The sequence below is a fragment of the Leptotrichia sp. SK-5 genome, from assembly GCF_055387215.1.
The window spans coordinates 1,219,393-1,236,272 of sequence record NZ_AP028931.1 but is presented as its reverse complement, the minus strand read 5'-3'; the positions used below and the strand labels follow the sequence as shown (position 1 = coordinate 1,236,272).

At 29.1% G+C, this 16,880-nt stretch carries 17 protein-coding genes and 1 pseudogene; 8 read left to right on the top strand and 10 right to left on the bottom strand.

Annotated elements, in window-relative coordinates; translation table 11 throughout:
- Window positions 1-12: 12 nt before the first annotated feature.
- The 9 genes from ACZ5B9_RS06260 to ACZ5B9_RS06220 form a co-directional block, all read right to left on the bottom strand.
- Window positions 13-330 (bottom strand): TfoX/Sxy family protein, encoded by a 318-nt coding sequence (locus ACZ5B9_RS06260; RefSeq protein ID WP_147005464.1) that lies wholly within the window; start codon window positions 328-330, stop codon window positions 13-15.
- A 188-nt stretch (window positions 331-518) separates the two neighbouring features.
- Window positions 519-1,154, bottom strand: coding sequence for a hypothetical protein (locus ACZ5B9_RS06255; RefSeq protein WP_464423840.1), 636 nt, complete (start codon window positions 1,152-1,154; stop codon window positions 519-521).
- Window position 1,155: 1 nt separating this feature from the next.
- A complete protein-coding gene (locus ACZ5B9_RS06250) occupies window positions 1,156-1,926 on the bottom strand; it encodes a TrmH family RNA methyltransferase (RefSeq protein WP_464423838.1) in 771 nt (256 codons plus the stop codon).
- A gap of 111 nt (window positions 1,927-2,037) precedes the next feature.
- Window positions 2,038-3,990, bottom strand: coding sequence for a DKNYY domain-containing protein (locus tag ACZ5B9_RS06245; protein WP_464423836.1), 1,953 nt, complete (start codon window positions 3,988-3,990; stop codon window positions 2,038-2,040).
- A gap of 168 nt (window positions 3,991-4,158) precedes the next feature.
- Window positions 4,159-6,345: a DKNYY domain-containing protein gene (locus tag ACZ5B9_RS06240; RefSeq protein WP_464423834.1), complete on the bottom strand. Its 2,187-nt coding sequence runs from the start codon at window positions 6,343-6,345 to the stop codon at window positions 4,159-4,161.
- Between the two features lie 36 nt (window positions 6,346-6,381).
- On the bottom strand, window positions 6,382-6,723 hold the full coding sequence (locus ACZ5B9_RS06235; RefSeq protein WP_464423832.1) for a histidine triad nucleotide-binding protein: 342 nt from the start codon (window positions 6,721-6,723) through the stop codon (window positions 6,382-6,384).
- A 161-nt stretch (window positions 6,724-6,884) separates the two neighbouring features.
- Complete coding sequence (rpiB, locus tag ACZ5B9_RS06230) at window positions 6,885-7,313, bottom strand: ribose 5-phosphate isomerase B (RefSeq protein WP_464423830.1); 429 nt, start codon at window positions 7,311-7,313, stop codon at window positions 6,885-6,887.
- Between the two features lie 205 nt (window positions 7,314-7,518).
- Complete coding sequence (locus ACZ5B9_RS06225; protein WP_464423828.1) at window positions 7,519-7,911, bottom strand: acyl-CoA thioesterase; 393 nt, start codon at window positions 7,909-7,911, stop codon at window positions 7,519-7,521.
- On the bottom strand, window positions 7,911-8,153 hold the full coding sequence (locus ACZ5B9_RS06220) for a KH domain-containing protein (protein WP_036069730.1): 243 nt from the start codon (window positions 8,151-8,153) through the stop codon (window positions 7,911-7,913). Before ACZ5B9_RS06220 ends, ACZ5B9_RS06225 begins: the two co-directional genes overlap by 1 nt.
- A gap of 288 nt (window positions 8,154-8,441) precedes the next feature.
- Between ACZ5B9_RS06220 and ACZ5B9_RS06215 the strand changes: the two genes are divergently transcribed.
- The 3 genes from ACZ5B9_RS06215 (at window position 8,442) to argH (ending at window position 10,606) form a co-directional block, all read left to right on the top strand.
- Window positions 8,442-8,615, top strand: coding sequence for a type II toxin-antitoxin system HicA family toxin (locus tag ACZ5B9_RS06215; RefSeq protein ID WP_464423825.1), 174 nt, complete (start codon window positions 8,442-8,444; stop codon window positions 8,613-8,615).
- Between the two features lie 37 nt (window positions 8,616-8,652).
- Window positions 8,653-9,075 (top strand): type II toxin-antitoxin system HicB family antitoxin, encoded by a 423-nt coding sequence (locus ACZ5B9_RS06210; RefSeq protein ID WP_464423823.1) that lies wholly within the window; start codon window positions 8,653-8,655, stop codon window positions 9,073-9,075.
- Between the two features lie 151 nt (window positions 9,076-9,226).
- Window positions 9,227-10,606 carry an argininosuccinate lyase gene (argH, locus tag ACZ5B9_RS06205; protein ID WP_464423821.1) on the top strand — a complete coding sequence of 460 codons (1,380 nt, stop codon included), beginning with the start codon at window positions 9,227-9,229 and terminating at the stop codon, window positions 10,604-10,606.
- 50 nt (window positions 10,607-10,656) lie between these two features.
- Here argH and ACZ5B9_RS06200 read toward each other — a convergent pair whose 3' ends face one another.
- A complete protein-coding gene (locus ACZ5B9_RS06200) occupies window positions 10,657-10,785 on the bottom strand; it encodes a hypothetical protein (RefSeq protein WP_464423819.1) in 129 nt (42 codons plus the stop codon).
- A gap of 318 nt (window positions 10,786-11,103) precedes the next feature.
- Here ACZ5B9_RS06200 and ACZ5B9_RS06195 point away from each other — a divergent pair, with 318 nt between their 5' ends.
- The 5 genes and pseudogenes from ACZ5B9_RS06195 (at window position 11,104) to ACZ5B9_RS06175 (ending at window position 16,852) form a co-directional block, all read left to right on the top strand.
- Window positions 11,104-11,262 carry a hypothetical protein gene (locus ACZ5B9_RS06195; protein ID WP_464423817.1) on the top strand — a complete coding sequence of 53 codons (159 nt, stop codon included), beginning with the start codon at window positions 11,104-11,106 and terminating at the stop codon, window positions 11,260-11,262.
- A 330-nt stretch (window positions 11,263-11,592) separates the two neighbouring features.
- Complete coding sequence (locus ACZ5B9_RS06190) at window positions 11,593-12,066, top strand: GNAT family N-acetyltransferase (RefSeq protein ID WP_464423815.1); 474 nt, start codon at window positions 11,593-11,595, stop codon at window positions 12,064-12,066.
- Window positions 12,067-12,576: 510 nt separating this feature from the next.
- Window positions 12,577-13,919 (top strand): annotated as a pseudogene (locus tag ACZ5B9_RS06185) (ISLre2 family transposase).
- A gap of 148 nt (window positions 13,920-14,067) precedes the next feature.
- Window positions 14,068-15,420 (top strand): hemolysin family protein, encoded by a 1,353-nt coding sequence (locus ACZ5B9_RS06180; RefSeq protein ID WP_464423813.1) that lies wholly within the window; start codon window positions 14,068-14,070, stop codon window positions 15,418-15,420.
- A gap of 49 nt (window positions 15,421-15,469) precedes the next feature.
- A complete protein-coding gene (locus ACZ5B9_RS06175) occupies window positions 15,470-16,852 on the top strand; it encodes an NCS2 family permease (protein ID WP_464423811.1) in 1,383 nt (460 codons plus the stop codon).
- Window positions 16,853-16,880 lie beyond the last annotated feature (28 nt).

Sequence of the window (16,880 nt, the reverse complement as noted above, 5' to 3'; positions counted from 1 at the left end):
TTTACCTTTCTATTATTTCTTTTTTTTCTTCAAAACAGGAAGTTCATCATACATCGCTTCAAATAAATTCTTCAAAAACTCTTTATTTTCAACATCATCAACAAGCAACATTTCCTTTGCCCCCTCATAAGGAATTTCATGCAAAGCATTCGGCATAAGTTCTTTCGCCGATTTTACAGCCTTCACAAGAAACCTGTCATCATAAATCCCACCGATAACTTTTTCCCTATAATAAAGAATATATTCCCCCATCATCGCTCTATATCTAATATTTTCCACTTCCGACAACTGTTCCAATACAAAATTTAAATATTCTTTACTTGAAGCCATATTTCATCACCTATTTTTATTTTAATTCTCAATCAGTTACAAGTTGTAACCAATTCATTACCTTCATCTTTCACAGTTTCTCAAAATTGATAATCCAAACAGATTTTGCCTTATTATTCTTTTAATTCTAAATATTTTTCCACATTATATTTTCCTCTAAATCTATTTAACTCTTATAGATTATCTTCCTAATTCTTTATTAAGTCTTTTGCAATTTCATTATCTGGAACATATTTTGTTGTAAACTTAGTTTCTCTTTCTGCTGTTTTAAAAAATCTCTGTAAAACATCTTTTGCAATATTGTCGTATATTTTTATATCCAGCTTTTCTGATAATTCCTTCTGCAATTCAAAATATGGCTGCATATCATCCCCATAAGCATCTTCAAAATTTTCTCGCCCTTCTGGTTCAGCTTTTTCTACTTCCTTTTCTAGCAGTTCAAAATTTTCCAAATATTCCCTATTCGCATAATTCCACCAAAAATTAGCACAATTTAAAAGCAATTCACACCATTCTACCAAATTTTCAGCAATTCTTCCACACTCAAGCGGAAAATCAAAACAAACAAATCCAATACTGCCATCTTCCAGCAAAATATAAACCCCAGCTCCACCATCTTCTGCAAAAGCTTTTCCATCAAGATTAAATTCATAATCTGGATATTCATCTTTTACCGATGCCAGTTCTTTAAAGTCCAATGCAAATAATGCTTCTGTTTTTTCTCTCAAATCTTCATTTTCTAAAACCATTTTAAATAATTCAGCTTGAGTATATTTTTTATTTTTTGTCAATTTTTCTGTATTATCAAACATAAACTTCTCCATTCTACAAACTCTCCAATTTCTCCCTCATCTTATAAAGAAAAATCCCTGTCGCCACACTCACATTCAATGATTCTATATTCCCATAAATTGGAATAATCGCTTTTATATCAGAATTTTCTATCAGATATTCAGACACTCCGCCACCTTCGTGTCCAAAAATAAACGCATTATTTTCTCGCAATTCTATTTTTTCATAAGAAATCGAATCTTCATATAAAGCAGTTGCTATTTTCAAATAATTTTTATTATTCAAAAATTCCACAATTTTTTCAGGTGTTTCATAAATTATGTTTAACTTGAATATCCCGCTCATTGTAGCACGTACTGTCTTTGGATTATAAACATCTACTGAACCCTTTGTCAGAATTAAATTCTGAAAGTTTGCTGCAATCATTGTTCTAATGATAGTCCCGGCATTTCCCGGATCCTGAATATCATCCAGAATTACAACATCACCCTGTATATCCTCAATTGTATTTAAATTTTTAGAATACAGGAATATTATTCCCTGACTATTTTCCTGAGTTGAAACTTCATCAAACAGATTATCCTTCAAAATTGTCAAGTTATCATGTCTAGAAATTTCATATTTTTCATCAAAATATTCAAATTTCGATTCCTTTACAATAATTTTATTAAAATTGATATTCTCATTTAAAAACTTTTCGCCTTCAGCCTTAAAAATACTATTTTCATCACGATACTTCTTTTTATCCAGCTTTTTTAACAATTTATAAAATTTGTTATCTGGGCTTGCTATTACATCTCTCATTTTATATTTTCCGCTTTCTACTTATTTAAAGGTACAAAAATCCCAATCTATTCAATTCATAAAGCTCAATTTTAGAGGGATTTCTGTATAATTTAAAATATTTATGTTTAATTATTGTTCACAACTGTCTGTGTATTTATAAATTTTATTTTTATCTTTTATTATATCTTCACCATCTATAGTAAATGCTGCAAAACTTTCAACATCTGCACCTTTAACTTCCTTAGTTCCACAATATACTTTATTTTTATCTTTTGCATAACCTGCCATATATTGTACAAATGATGAAATATCAGCATTTTCAACTTTAGATAAAATATTATTTGGAGTTAATTTAGCTAATCCATTAAAATAATAAACTCCATTTTTATCTTGAAAATAACCAGTATAATTTAAATTAGTTAATTCATAAAAACCTTTATTAGAATATTTAAAGGACTTGCTGTCAAAGTTTAAAGGTATTATTTCATATTTTTCCTTTCCTATTTTCCCTTTCAAATAATAAACGTTATTTTTATCTTTTAAGAAAGAAATAAAATCTTCATGATTTTTAAATACAAATTCGTTTCCAATAAATTCAAATCCATCTGGACTTATACCTTTAATTTTATTTCCATAATAATAAACATTGTTTTTATCTTTTGAAAATTCACTATTCAAAATCTCAAAACTATTTCTATCTGCACCTTCTATTTTTTTCAAGCTCATTTTGTATAATTCATTTTCATAATACACATTATTTTTATCACGGAAATAAACAGGCCAATACTCAAATGTTTCAAAAGTTTTCGAATCTACTTTAGGATTTTTTACAACAGCCGTTTTTACACTCTTTAGTTCTCCAGTTTCTTTATCAAATATTTCAATAAGTTTGTATATATTTTTATCATCCTTTAAAAAAATAATTGATTGATTTGAATTATTATCAACCCTTGTTACCTTAAATTCAGATGGTTTTATATCATTTAATTTTCTTCCTGCATAATAAACATTTTTCTTATCATATGAAAAACCATTTTCTTCTCCAATAACAAAACTATCTTTATCTACATCCTGTAGCTGTACAACATTATGTCCTGCATAATAAATGTTATTTTTATCTTTTGAATATCTAGTATCCTTTTCCATTACTTCAAAAGTATCCTTGTCAGCATTTTTTATTGCCTTGAAATATCCATGCTTTTCATCTGATGTTACTACATATATATTTTCATCATCTTTTCCATAAAGAATGTGTTTATCATCTGAAACTTTTATTGGTTCAAATTTTTCAGGATTTTTTATATTAGCTTTTTCTCCCGAATAATACATTTCATTTCCATTTTTAATTAACTTGCTGTCTAAAATTTTAAAATTATTTTCATTTATTTTTCCAAGAATTTTATCTTCACCATAATAGTAATACAGATTATTTTTATCTCTGGCATAATTTGTTTCAGAAATTCTTTTAAAAGTTTTAGGGTCTGCACCTTTTACAATTTCTCCTGCAACATAGACATTCTTATCATCCTTTGAATACATTCCATCCGATATTATTTTAAATGTTTTTGAATTCGCACCTTCTATTTTTTTCCCAAAATAATACACTAAATTTTTGTCCTTTGCATAACCATTTTCTTTGTCCAGAACTACAAACGAATTTACATCTGCATTTAAAATTTTATCTGAATTATAAAATACATTTTTATCATCTTTTGAATAATATTGACTCAAAACTTTTATTGTTTTTGGATTTGCCCCGTTTATTTTCTGAATCCATTCGTTAATTGGACTGTAAACATTATTTTTATCTTTTGAATAATAGTCTGGTAACACTTCAAAAGTTTTACTGTCCACATCTTCAAAAGATTTATTTCCTAAAAAATAAACGTTTTTATCATCTTTCGCATATTTATCATTCAATATTTTAAAGGTATTCAAATCCACATTTTCAACTTTAAATCCTGAATCATCTTCTCTATCATATTTATAATAAATTTCGTTATTCTTTTTCACATATTCTGCCATTCCTAAATTAGCTAAAATAAATATCCCTAATACAACTTTAAAAAATTTAATTTTCATAAAAATTCCTCCTTTTTTTAATAATTCATTTAATAAAAATAAAAAATATTTAAAATACTTCAAAATTGAACTAAATAATTAAAAAAAATTTTAGTAGAATAATTATGATTTCTAAATTTTTTTTCAAAGCAGTTTTACTGAAATATAAAGCAAAATAATTTTTACTTGTCACTCACAATTATTTTCATAAGTCCTATTTTTATCCTTAACTACAACTCCCTCATCTTCCCGCACGACAGTAAAGCTTGGTACATCCACCCCTTTAAATTCTTTATATTCACAATAAACTCTATTCTTATCTTTGGAATACCCATATCCAAATGCTTTAAATGTTGGAATATCTGCCCCTTCGAGTTTAATGAAGGCATTCTGCACATTCTTTAATTCTGAATTTAACAGTTTACCGTAATCAAGATAATAAATCCCATTTTTATCTTTAAAATAATTACTTGTATCCTTATTCGCTATATCAAATGAAGCACTGTCAAAATTTAAAGGTACTATCTCATAATCTCCTTCTCCAGTTTCATCTTTCAAAAAATATACACCATTTTTATTTTTTGCAATATCTGGACCAACAAATTTAAACCCTTCTGAGCTGATATTCCTAATTTGCTTCCCAAGATAATAGACATTTTTATTATCCTTTGCAAAAAAATTATCCATTTCAACAAAGCTTTTGCTATTACTACCTTCGACTTTTCTTAGTTCATTTTTATTCATATCATAATAAAAAACGCTGTCATTATCCCTATAATAACTTCCCGTGTCTTCTTTAACAATCTCAAAACTCGGAGCATCTACTTTTACATTTGTTACAGTAACCAATTTTATATTTTTCAATTTATACGTTTCAGGATCAAATTCATAAATAAGTTTATATAAATTTTTACTGTCTGTCAATAGTGCAAATGTTACAGGCTCCCAAAAATTAACAGCTAAATCAACAATTTTAAATCCTTTTGGGCTTATTCCATCTATCTTTTTCCCATAAAAATAAACACTGTTTTTATCATACGAAAAGCCATGTTCTCCGACAGTAAAACTGTCTTTATCTACATCTTTCATTTGCACAACATCAGAATACGTAAAATAAATATTATTTTTATCTCGTGAATATGCACCAATTTCCATTATTTCAAAAGAGTTTATGTCCGCATCTTTTATTACTTTACTACGAATTTTTTGTCCATTTCCTATAATTACGTATATATTTTTATTGTTTTTTCCATAAATTATATTTGGATTACTGTAATAATCATTTTTTATTATTTTAAAATTTTCTGGATTTTCTATATCAAGACTATTTCCATTAGCATAAATTCTGTTTCCATTTTTTATAATATCAAGCACTCCAGCACTCATAATTTTTAAGTTATCTTTAATTTCATCAATTTTTTTCCCAGAATAATACAAGTACTTTCTATCCTTTGAATAAGACGGCTCTTCTTTTATAATTTCAAAAGTTTTCGGATCTGCTCCTTCTATAATGTATGTTTCCAAATAAACATTATTCTTATCTTTTGAATAGTGCTTAAAAAATTCTTCTGAAATTACCTGGAAAGTTTTTACATCGGCTTTTTTTATTTTTTCTCCCATTAAATATACATTGTTTTTATCTTTTCCGTAGTGTTGTCCTAATGCTTCAAAAGACTTAACATCTGCATTTTTAAGTGTATTACTAAAAGAAAAATCCGAAAAAACAGTTTTATCGTCTTTTATATATACAATATTCAAAACTTTTATTGTTTTTGGATTTGCCCCTTTAATTTTTTTATGTCCTGCATATACGCTATTTTTATCTTTAGCGTAGTAATTTGGCATTATTATCTGAAAAGTATCCATATCCACATCAGACAAAGTTACACCATCATAATAAATATTATGTTTATCTTTTGAATATTCATCATCCAGTACTTCAAAAGTATCTACATCTTCAATTCCATTAAGTTCATCTAATCCTTCTAAATCATATATTTTCCCATTATTTCTAAAATATACTATTTTATCCTTATTTTTATAAAATTTAAAATCTTTTGGATTTATTTTTACTTTCTGGTTATACCAATAAAAGTTATCTTTATCTCTTCCAATATTTTCCCCAACTGCCTGAAATGTTTTAAAATCTGCATTTTCTAGTTTTTCGTCTCTATAAAAAACATTTTTATTATCTTTCCCATAAATCTTATTCAGCTCTACAAATGTCTTAAAATCGGCATCATTTACCTTATTCTCATCAGCCTGCCATATTTCATCCTTATAGTAAACAGCATTATCTTTTTTTATATATTCAGCCATTCCTAGATTTGCCACGAGAAAAACGAATATCACAATTTTAGAAAGTCTGCTTTTCATGCACTTCCTCCATAATTTTAGAAAATTTGACTGTTTCTATTTCAATGTAACTGGTAATTTTTCTCCACCTAAAATGTGATAATGAATATGATAAACTTCCTGTCCGCCATTGTCACCAATGTTAGTTATAACTCTATACCCATCCTTATCCAATTCCAGAATTCTAGCCACTTTTGCCACAGTCAGCTGCAATTTACCAAGCAGTAAAGTATCTTCCTCAGTTGCCGCATCCAAATTTTTAATTTCCTTTTTTGGAATTACAAGTACATGGACTTTCGCCGCTGGATTTATATCATGAAAAGCTAGAAACTCCTCATCTTCATATACAATATTCGCTGGTATTTCCTTATCTATTATCTTTTTAAAAATTGTTGACATAACAATCACTTCCTTATTTTATTTTTTAAATTTTGAAAAGGGGTCAAAACCCCTTATTTTATAATAATATTTATTTTGTTAAAACTTAATAATTTCCAAAAAAGTCTAACAAATATTTAGCAATAAAATTTTAATTAGAATTTTTTAAGATATTTTCTAAATTATAATTCTATTTTTCCAACTCTTTTAGCGTGTCTTCCACCTTCAAACTCTGTATTTACAAATGCTTCAACACATGCTAATCCCAAATCTTCTCCTAAAACTCTAGCTCCTAATGCTATTATATTTGCGTTATTGTGAAGCCTTGAAAGTTTTGCTGTATACTCGTTGTGGCAAAGAGCCGCACGAATTCCTTTTATTTTATTTGCAGCAATAGAAATTCCAATTCCAGTCCCACAAATCAAAATTCCAAAGTTAACTTCCTCATCCAAAACTTTTTTACTAACTTCCTTAGCAATATCAGGATAATCAGCCGAATCCAACGTATCAGTCCCCACATTCACAACTTCATACCCCTTACTTCTAAGTTCCTTCATAATTTTATTTTTAAATTCTACTCCTGCATGATCATTGCCAATTGCTATTTTCATTTTTAATACCTCTTTTCTTTTTACGATTTATAATAAATTTATTTCATAATTTTAATTTTATTTCACAAAATTATTTTAATAGCAATATATACTTGAACCATTTGAACCTGAACTGCTAAAATTATATAAATTTAGAGTTTTAGTAAAATAGCCCTAGCTTTTGAGTTCGATTTTAAAGAAATTTTACTATAAATATTACAAATAACTATTTAATAAGTTTTTCCATCAATTCATTTGAAATTCTTTTTAATTTTCCATTTTCATCCACGAAAACATTTACAGTTTCAGCCTTTGCCTTTAAAACTCCATCTGAATTGTGCATCTCATAAGAAAATCTGATTTTAATATTGTTTATTTCTTCAATTTTCACAGAAACTTCAATTTCTTCATCGTATTTTGCAGAATTAATATATTCGATATTCAGCGTCTTTACTGGCAAAATAAATCCCATATCTTCCATATTCTTATATGGAAAAACATCCCTAAAATATTCAGTTCGTGCCATTTCCATCCATTTCAGATAATTTGAATGGTATACAACTCCCATTTTATCAGTATCATAATAGTAAACTCTTAGTTTAAAGCTTTTCTTTTTCATTACATTTCCTTAACTTCAATTTTTACACTTTTTCTATCTTTTTTTGCAAGTGAAGACATAAGAACCCTAAGTGCTGTGATTATTCTTCCGTTTTTCCCGATTACTTTCCCCATATCATCTTTTATTACATTAATCGTTATATCTACAAATTTCCCTTTTTCATTGCTTTCAATTGTATAGCTTTCTGTTGAATCCAATAAATTCTCAACCCAAAAATCCACAGTTTCAAAATATTTACTCATTTTATTTCTTTCCTCCATTTTTTTATTTAAAATTTTATTTTCTTATAACTATTATATCATAATTTCAATATTCTTATCAAATTTTGTTTGTTAATTTTTTGAAGAAAATTTTTTGGAATAAATTATTATAAAATTTAATTATAAATATTGCTTGTTTTTATAATATATAATTAATCATAAACGTCCGATAATATAAATTAGTGATTATTAAAAATTTAGTATTGATTTTTTACACAATATTATGTATAACCAATTTGAGGTGATACTATGCCAATGAAACCAAAGTAAATGATTAAATTTTTATTGAGAAATGGTTTTGTTGAAATTAATGGCGGTAAAGGTTCTCATAGAAAATTTTTCAATCAAAGTACAGGCAGAACAACCTTAGTTCCATATCATTCTAAAGAATTGAAAAAAGGTATGGAACATACAATTTTAACGCAAGCAGGGCTTAAAAAATAGCCTTGTTTGTAAAAAAGAAAAAACAGGAGGTAACGAAATGCTAGTATATCCAGCAATATTCCACAAAGCCACCGAAGGTGGCTTTATAGTTGTTTTTCCAGATTTTGACAATGGTGCAACTCAAGGAGAAACATTGGAGGAAGCAATGGAAATGGCTCAAGATTATATAGGGACTTATTTATATGATGATTTTATAAATAATAATGAACTTCCTAAAGCCAGCAATATAGACGATCTTGAAATAAAGATTGGAAATGATGAAAAAGAATTTTATATTCCAAATCAAAGTTTTAAATCATATGTAAGTTTAGATATGCAAAAATATGTGAAAGAAAGCAAAAATCAAATCGTAAGAAAAAATGTATCAATTCCAAGTTGGCTAAACGAAATGGCAAAAAGAAATAATATAAATTTTTCAAATACTCTTCAAAAGGCTTTAAAACAAGAGTTAGGTATTTAAAATTCATAAAATCACAGTTATTTTGACTGTGTTTTTTTATCCAAAATTTTTTTATACATAATTTTAATTTATACTTCTAAACTATTTAAAAATAAGGTTTTATTTGATATAATATACAAATAAATTATGTTTTTAGAAAGGACTGAGAAATATGAAAAAAATGTGGGAAGGGCGATTTCATAAGGAAACTAATAAATTGTTAGAAAAATTTAATGCATCAATTACGTTTGATAAAAGAATGTATGAAGAGGATATTGCTGGAAGTATTGCACACAGCAGAATGCTTGCTAAGCAAGGGATTATTGCGGAAAATGAACAAAAAGATATTGAAAATGGGTTGCTTCAGATAAAGGAGGAAATTGAAAAGGGAGAATTTGAGTTTAGAATTGAAGATGAAGATATTCATATGTCGATTGAGAAAAGGCTGACACAGATTATTGGGCCTATGGCTGGGAAATTGCATACTGCCAGAAGCCGAAACGATCAGGTGGCTCTTGACGTGCGAATGTATGTACGAAAAGAAGCCCGTGAAATCTCAAATTTACTTGTAAAAATGGAAAATATACTGCTAGGGCTTGCTGAAAAATATAAAAATGTTATTATTCCTGGATATACTCATTTACAGAGAGCTCAACCAATTTTATTCTCTCATCACTTGATGGCTTATTTTCAAATGTTTAAAAGGGATATTTCAAGGATTGAGGACTTTCTCAAAAGAAGTGATGAAATGCCACTTGGAGCAGGGGCATTGGCTGGAACTACATTTAATCTTGATAGACATTTTGTGGCAGAAGAGCTTGGATTTTCAAAGCCTACTGAAAATAGCCTTGATTCTGTAAGCGATAGAGATTTTATAATTGAGCTTGCAATGATTATTTCAGTAATTTCAATGCACTTGTCAAGATTTTCAGAAGAAATTATTATCTGGTGCACATCCGAATTTTCATTTATAAATCTAGATGATGCTTTTGCAACTGGCTCTTCAATTATGCCACAGAAAAAAAATCCCGACATTGCTGAACTTGTAAGAGGAAAAACAGGCAGAATCTACGGAAATCTTATGGGCATTTTAACAACAATGAAGGCACTTCCGCTAGCTTATAATAAGGATATGCAGGAGGATAAGGAAGGAATTTTTGACTCTATTGACAACATCAAATTATCCATCGAAATTTTCTACCTAATGCTTGACACAATAACAGTAAATAATGAAAAAATCTATGCTTCAATGCGAGCAGGATTTCTAAACGCAACAGATGTAGCTGATTATCTTGCAAAACACAACGTTCCATTCAGACAGGCACATAAAATCGTTGGAGAAATCGTATCCTACTGCGAAAATAAGAAAATCGCAATTGACGACATGAAACTAGAAGAATTTCATAAATTTTCTGACGTTTTCAAAGATGACATTCTTTCAGAAATCACAATTGAAAACTGCGTAAACAAGCGAAATTCATTTGGTGGAACTTCCATAAAAAATGTTGAAATGCAAATTGAAAATGGAAAGAAATTTTTAGAAACTTTATAATATTACACTCATTTAAAAATGAGAATAAATTTTTATAATAGGTTTAATAATCATTCAACTTTTTCTTTTTTATTTTCGTAGGATTGCTCATTGCCGCAAATCCTACAACCTATGGCTAGTCTACGACATTTTTCTGCACTGACAAAAAACTCGCTATGCTCAGACAGTTTTGCCAGCACAGAAAAATGCTCCGACAGATTAGTTTATGGCAGACTCTGTTTAAAAGATAAAAATTATATCTTAAATTACTTGAAAATATTAGATTTAGAAAAATTTGTAATAATTTCGTTATTTAAATAGAATTTAGTATTAGATATAATTTTATTTTCTATTAAATTTTTGGAAGAAATATAAAAAAATTGCATTTTAACTTGAAATATTGTATAATTAAAATATAAAAAGAACACAAGTAATTAATACATAAAATGGAATAAATATTTGATATTGATATTTAAAACAGAAGGAGATGATATGCAATGTTTAAGAAAATTTTACTCATGATTATACTGACCGTGGCAGTTATGGGATGCACAGCAGAAGATATAGCCCTATGGAAAGAAGCGGAACAGGAAAGAAGAGAAGAAGGTCGAACATGTTATAAGACTTCTAGTGGATATTATTACTGTGTAGATGACAATGGAAACAGGGTCTACTAGATATATGTGACATGGAAAAGATAAGATGGATGACAAAGGTTTAAAAGCTATGAAATATATACAGAAGGGCAGGGGCTTCCCATACAAGGGAATGTACTCCTGTCTGTCTTTTTTTGTTTAAATAATTATAAAAATTATATCTAAATTTTTAAATTTTAATAAACTGATGGAGTTTTCATTATTAAACCCTATTCAGAAAATAGAAACTATTTTAAGAACAAGAAGTTTTAATTCCTTGATAAGACTATATAATTCAAAATTTATTAAACATTCACTATTTAAATAGGAAATAATATTAAAAAAATACAAATGAAAGGAAAAATTATTACAATGAAAGAGATTAGACTAGCACAAGAAAAAGATATTCCAAAAATAGAAAATTTACTGGAACAAATTTTATTAGTTCATCACGAAGGTCGTCCAGACATTTTCAAGGCAACTGGGAAAAAATATACAGCAAAAGAATTAACAGAAATGTTAAACGACTCAAGTAAGCCAATATTCGTAGCAACTGATGAAAATGATAACGTAATCGGATATATTTTCTGTATTTTTGAGCAACAAACAAATCATAATATTCTAACTGATATAAAGACATTATTTATTGATGATCTTTGTGTTGATGAAAGCACTCGTGGGCAGAATATCGGAAAGAAATTATACGATTTTGCTTTGGATTTTGCAAAAAAAGAAGGCTGTTACAATTTAACATTGGATGCTTGGGCGGATAATGCTGGAGCTGTCAGATTTTATGAAAGATTGGGAATGAAAGTTCAGAAGTATGTTTTTGAAGAAATTTTGTAATTTTCTATTATTTAATAATAGCTAATTTATAATCATTCAATTAAATTATTTTTTAGATATTTTGATTAATAAATATTTTTTTCATATTATTATGTTTTTTCTTTTTTATTTTCGTAGGATTGCTCATTGCCGCAAATCCTACAACCTATGGCTAGTCTACGACATTTTTCTGCACTGACAAAAAACTCGCTATGCTCAGACAGTTTTGCCAGCACAGAAAAATGCTCCGACAGGCTATTTATACTGAAATCTGTTTGAAAAATGAAAATTATATTTTAATTATTTAAAAATATTAGATTTATACCTTTCATTAGAAAAGTTTGTAATAATTTCATTATTTAAATAGGATTTAGTATCAGGCATAATTTTATTTTCTATTAAATTTTTGGAAGAAATATGGCAGAGTAAAAAATATAGGGGCAAATAAATTTAATTAAATTTCAAATTAACAAAAAAGAGGAAACCAGTTACAATATAATCCCTAAATCCTATCGAAAGGTGGTTCCCTCTATGATTAGAATATCAAATTTTTCTTCACTTGTAAAGACTTTTTTTAAAAATATTTTTTCTTTCAGACTTCCGTTTGAGCAGCAGTTTAAGCTGTTTGTCTCGAAGGCCTTTGAAACGCTGTTTAGAGTTTATGTCAAAAGAGTTGATGATTACTTCTTTCATTCTAACGAAAGAAAAAATAAGTTTAAAAGCAAAGGATTTGTTAAAAGAACTGTTACCACTGCCTTCGGGGATGTAACTTTTGAACGTCGAAAATATGTAGACAAGAAAACAGGCATTCACTATTACATTGATGAGAAAATTGGACTTAAGCGGTATAGACGGCTTTCTGAGGAGATGATTTTTACTATACTTTTTGAATATCAGCATACTACAGCTTCATTTCTTGCAAAAACTTACGGTGTTTCAAGGGCTACCGTGTATAATCTTGTCAATTCTTTTCAAATGCCAAAACTTGATATTGAAAGATTTGAAAGAGACAACAATTCGCCAGTATATATGGAGATTGATGAAGACCATATGAAGTGTAGAAGAAGTAAAAATACATATATGAGGATGGTTGTAATACATCGTGGAATTGAGGAAATCTGCACAGACAGGAACAAACTCATTGACAAGCACACAATAATGTTTCCTACATCCGTATCGCTTGAGGAAGTGTCGGAGTATGTACTTAACTATCTTGAAAAAAGATACAATATGGACAAAAAGAAACTAATTGTGAACTCTGATGGGGGAATATGGATAGACAGCTTTGTAAGAGAACTTGGAATTTACAAGCCAATACACATCTATGACAAGTTCCATTTAGTAAAAGCCATAGCTGAAATTTCTAAAGGGACAAGGAAATATCAAAAAATCTTTACAGGTGGCTTGAGAAAGATAACTTTGCAGAACTTAAAAATTTTTATGAGAATTTCAAGGAAAAAAAGAATGTAAGCCATAGAAGAAAAGACCAGACGAAGATGCTGTTTAACCAGTATGAGAAGATAAGAAGAATATATACGGAGGAGGACTACATAGGCTCAAGGACGGAAGCCCTTGTGTCCCACGAATGCTCAAGATTTCTATCAAGCAGGCCAAAAGCATTTTCAAGAAGAAAGATAAAGGCAAGAGCGTTATACCACACTTTCTTTGCAAACTATGGAAAAGACAGGGAAAAGGCGTATGAATTGTACTTTAGCAGCAAAAGAATGGGTTCACTAGAAAAGGTAATAGAGATGGAATGCTTGCCAGAAATTGTTAATGAAACAGGAAAAAGCACAAATATGCCATATTTGAGAGGAGGAGAATGTCCGATTAGGGAAGTTTTGAAAGAAATATCACAAAGTAAAATATTTTAAAAAAAGCAGTCAAAAAAGATTTGTTGTGGTATTTAATGACTGCCCCTATATTTTTTACTCTGCCATAATTTTAAAATCAATTTTTAAATTTTTTAAAAATATGATATAATATGCTAATTACTTAAAAAAATTTAGGAGGAAAAATAAAATGTCTGAGGGCAGTTTATTATTACAGATTGTAATAATAATAATTTTAACGGGAATCAACGCTTTCTTTTCCAGTGCGGAAATGGCGATTGTTTCGTTAAATAAAAACAAATTAAAAATATTAATTGAAGATGGAAATAAAAAGGCAATTTTACTTGATAATTTGCTGCAGGAACCTAGCAAATTCCTGTCTACTATTCAGGTTGGGATTACTTTGGCAGGTTTTTTTGCGTCAGCATCGGCGGCGACTGGTTTATCGCAATATTTGTCGAGTGCATTGCGACCTTTGAATATTCCATACAGTAATCAAATTTCGATGATTTTAATAACTTTTTTGTTATCATACATCACTCTTGTTTTTGGGGAACTGATTCCAAAGAGAATTGCACTTAGAAACTCAGAAAAGATTGCTTTATCGTCAATTGGAGTTATTGTATTTATTTCAAAGTTATTTTCTCCATTTGTAAAATTTTTGACATTTTCTACAAATTTGGTGCTTACAATCTTGAAAATGAAAGAAGACAATATCGAAGAAAAGGTTTCTAAGGAGGAACTGCGTTCGCTTGTGGAAGTCGGTAAGGAACACGGTGTTATCAATGAAACTGAACAGGAAATGATTGAAAATATTATTGAATTTGATGAAAAAATTGCAAGAGAAATAATGATTCCGAGGACAAAAGTATTTTTGATTGATAAAAATATCTCAATTCATGAACTTTTTGAAAATAAGGAAATTGGAAAATATTCACGTATTCCAGTTTATGAAAATGAAGCTGACAATATTGTCGGAGTATTGTTAACCAAGGACTTGATGATGGAAGCCTACAAAAAAGGGTTTGATAACATAAAAGTTGCTGATTTGCTGCAAGAGGCGTATTTTGTTCCTGAAACAAAAAATGTAAATGAACTTTTTAATGAAATGCAGCTAGAGAAAAAGCACATTACTATACTGATTGATGAATATGGAGGTTTTTCGGGAATTGTTACCCTTGAAGACTTGATTGAGGAAGTCATGGGAAATATTGCCGATGAATTTGATGATGAAGACTTGTCAATCCGTCAGTTGTCACGAAATAAATATTTAATTAGTGGAGAAGTTTCGCTAAATGACTTGAATGATAACTTTAACTTTGAACTTGAATCAAAATATTATGACACTTTAAGTGGAATTTTAATTGAAAATTTAGGATATATTCCCGAAGACAATGAAAATATTGAGCCAATTACAATTAATGGTGTTGTATTCAAGCCACAGCGAGTCAGAAATAAAAAAATTGAAAAAGTTGTTATGACTTTTGACAAAGATAAAACAGAAGATGAAAAAGCTAAAAATAAATCGAATGAAGACGAATAATATTTGTAACAACATAAATAATACATAGAAATGGAGTTGATTAATCAAAATGGGCATCACTAATGTTCAACAAACAGGCGGACTTAAACGACTTTTCCCGCTTCTAGCAAATGAAAATGTCAATATGAAAAAGGAAATTATGGCAGGGATTACAACATTTCTTACAATGGCGTACATAATTGCTGTAAATCCAAATATTTTGTCAAAAACAGGGATGGATGCAGGTGCATTAGTTACAGCTACTTGCTTTTCCGCTGCACTTGGCTGTTTTCTTATGGGCCTTATTGCAAACCTGCCTTTTGCCCTCGCCTCAGGTATGGGATTAAACGCATTTTTCGCATTTACAGTTGTATTAAAAGGCGGTATCAGCTGGCAAACTGCTCTGACTGCCGTATTTTGTGAGGGAATTATCTTTATCTTCCTAACACTCTTTAAAGTGCGTGAAGCCGTAGTAAATTCCATTCCAGAAAATATGAAACACGCCGTTACCGGTGGAATTGGAGTATTTATTGAATTTGTCGGCTTTTCAGGAAGTGGACTGATTGTTTTAAATGAATCTACCAAAGTTAGCATGGGGCATTTTTCTCCAGCCGTTATTATTTCATTTATCGGATTATTTTTAATAGCAATTCTGGATAAAAAGAATGTACGTGGCTCAATTCTTTATGGAATTGTTTTAAGTTCTCTTCTAGCTTGGGGATATGCTCTTATAAATCCTGCACATGCAAAAGAATTAGGGATTTATTTGCCATCTGGTGTCTTTAAATATGAATCAATGATGCCTGTTATGGGAAAATTAGACTTTAAGCTATTTACAGATTTTAAAACATTTGGAAATTTATTTGTTATAGTTTGCACATTCTTATTTGTAGACTTTTTTGATACTGTCGGAACATTAGTCGGTGTATGCTCAAAAGCTGATATGCTGGATGAAAATGGAAATGTTCCAAACGTAGGACGGGCTTTAATGGCAGATGCACTTGCAACTACAGCTGGTGCTGCACTTGGAGTTTCAACAGTTACAACTTATGTAGAAAGTTCAACAGGAGTTATCGCTGGCGGAAGAACAGGGTGGACAGCTATTACAACAGGCTTCCTGTTCCTAATATCAATGTTTTTCTCACCAATATTCATCTCAATACCAGGATGTGCAACAGCTCCAGCCCTAATTTACGTCGGTTACCTAATGCTGAGTTCAGTTAAAAATATAGACTTGCACGATATTCTAGAAGGTGTTCCATCTTTCATTACAATTACAACAATGGCTTTGACTTATAGTATCGGAGATGGATTAACATTAGGAATTCTATCTTATGTATTAATAAATCTATTTTACAATTTATTCTCGAAAAAAGAGGACAAAAGGCATGTTTCATGGGTAATGGTTATTCTAGGAGCATTATTTATAGTTAAATTGTTATTTATGTCGTAAATTAATAATCAAATAAAAAAATTTTCAT

What these genes read in the sequence shown, in the direction of transcription:
- ACZ5B9_RS06245 (WP_464423836.1), bottom strand. Translation starts at nt 3,990, where the DNA reads ATGAAAATTAAATTTTTTAAAGTTGTATTAGGGATATTTATTTTAGCT.
- ACZ5B9_RS06255 (WP_464423840.1), bottom strand. Translation starts at nt 1,154, where the DNA reads ATGGAGAAGTTTATGTTTGATAATACAGAAAAATTGACAAAAAATAAA.
- ACZ5B9_RS06215 (WP_464423825.1), top strand. Translation starts at nt 8,442, where the DNA reads ATGATTAAATTTTTATTGAGAAATGGTTTTGTTGAAATTAATGGCGGT.
- ACZ5B9_RS06260 (WP_147005464.1), bottom strand. Translation starts at nt 330, where the DNA reads ATGGCTTCAAGTAAAGAATATTTAAATTTTGTATTGGAACAGTTGTCG.
- ACZ5B9_RS06250 (WP_464423838.1), bottom strand. Translation starts at nt 1,926, where the DNA reads ATGAGAGATGTAATAGCAAGCCCAGATAACAAATTTTATAAATTGTTA.
- ACZ5B9_RS06225 (WP_464423828.1), bottom strand. Translation starts at nt 7,911, where the DNA reads ATGAAAAAGAAAAGCTTTAAACTAAGAGTTTACTATTATGATACTGAT.
- ACZ5B9_RS06220 (WP_036069730.1), bottom strand. Translation starts at nt 8,153, where the DNA reads ATGAGTAAATATTTTGAAACTGTGGATTTTTGGGTTGAGAATTTATTG.
- ACZ5B9_RS06210 (WP_464423823.1), top strand. Translation starts at nt 8,653, where the DNA reads ATGCTAGTATATCCAGCAATATTCCACAAAGCCACCGAAGGTGGCTTT.
- ACZ5B9_RS06175 (WP_464423811.1), top strand. Translation starts at nt 15,470, where the DNA reads ATGGGCATCACTAATGTTCAACAAACAGGCGGACTTAAACGACTTTTC.
- ACZ5B9_RS06180 (WP_464423813.1), top strand. Translation starts at nt 14,068, where the DNA reads ATGTCTGAGGGCAGTTTATTATTACAGATTGTAATAATAATAATTTTA.
- ACZ5B9_RS06235 (WP_464423832.1), bottom strand. Translation starts at nt 6,723, where the DNA reads ATGTCAACAATTTTTAAAAAGATAATAGATAAGGAAATACCAGCGAAT.
- argH (WP_464423821.1), top strand. Translation starts at nt 9,227, where the DNA reads ATGAAAAAAATGTGGGAAGGGCGATTTCATAAGGAAACTAATAAATTG.
- ACZ5B9_RS06240 (WP_464423834.1), bottom strand. Translation starts at nt 6,345, where the DNA reads ATGAAAAGCAGACTTTCTAAAATTGTGATATTCGTTTTTCTCGTGGCA.
- ACZ5B9_RS06195 (WP_464423817.1), top strand. Translation starts at nt 11,104, where the DNA reads ATGATTATACTGACCGTGGCAGTTATGGGATGCACAGCAGAAGATATA.
- ACZ5B9_RS06190 (WP_464423815.1), top strand. Translation starts at nt 11,593, where the DNA reads ATGAAAGAGATTAGACTAGCACAAGAAAAAGATATTCCAAAAATAGAA.
- rpiB (WP_464423830.1), bottom strand. Translation starts at nt 7,313, where the DNA reads ATGAAAATAGCAATTGGCAATGATCATGCAGGAGTAGAATTTAAAAAT.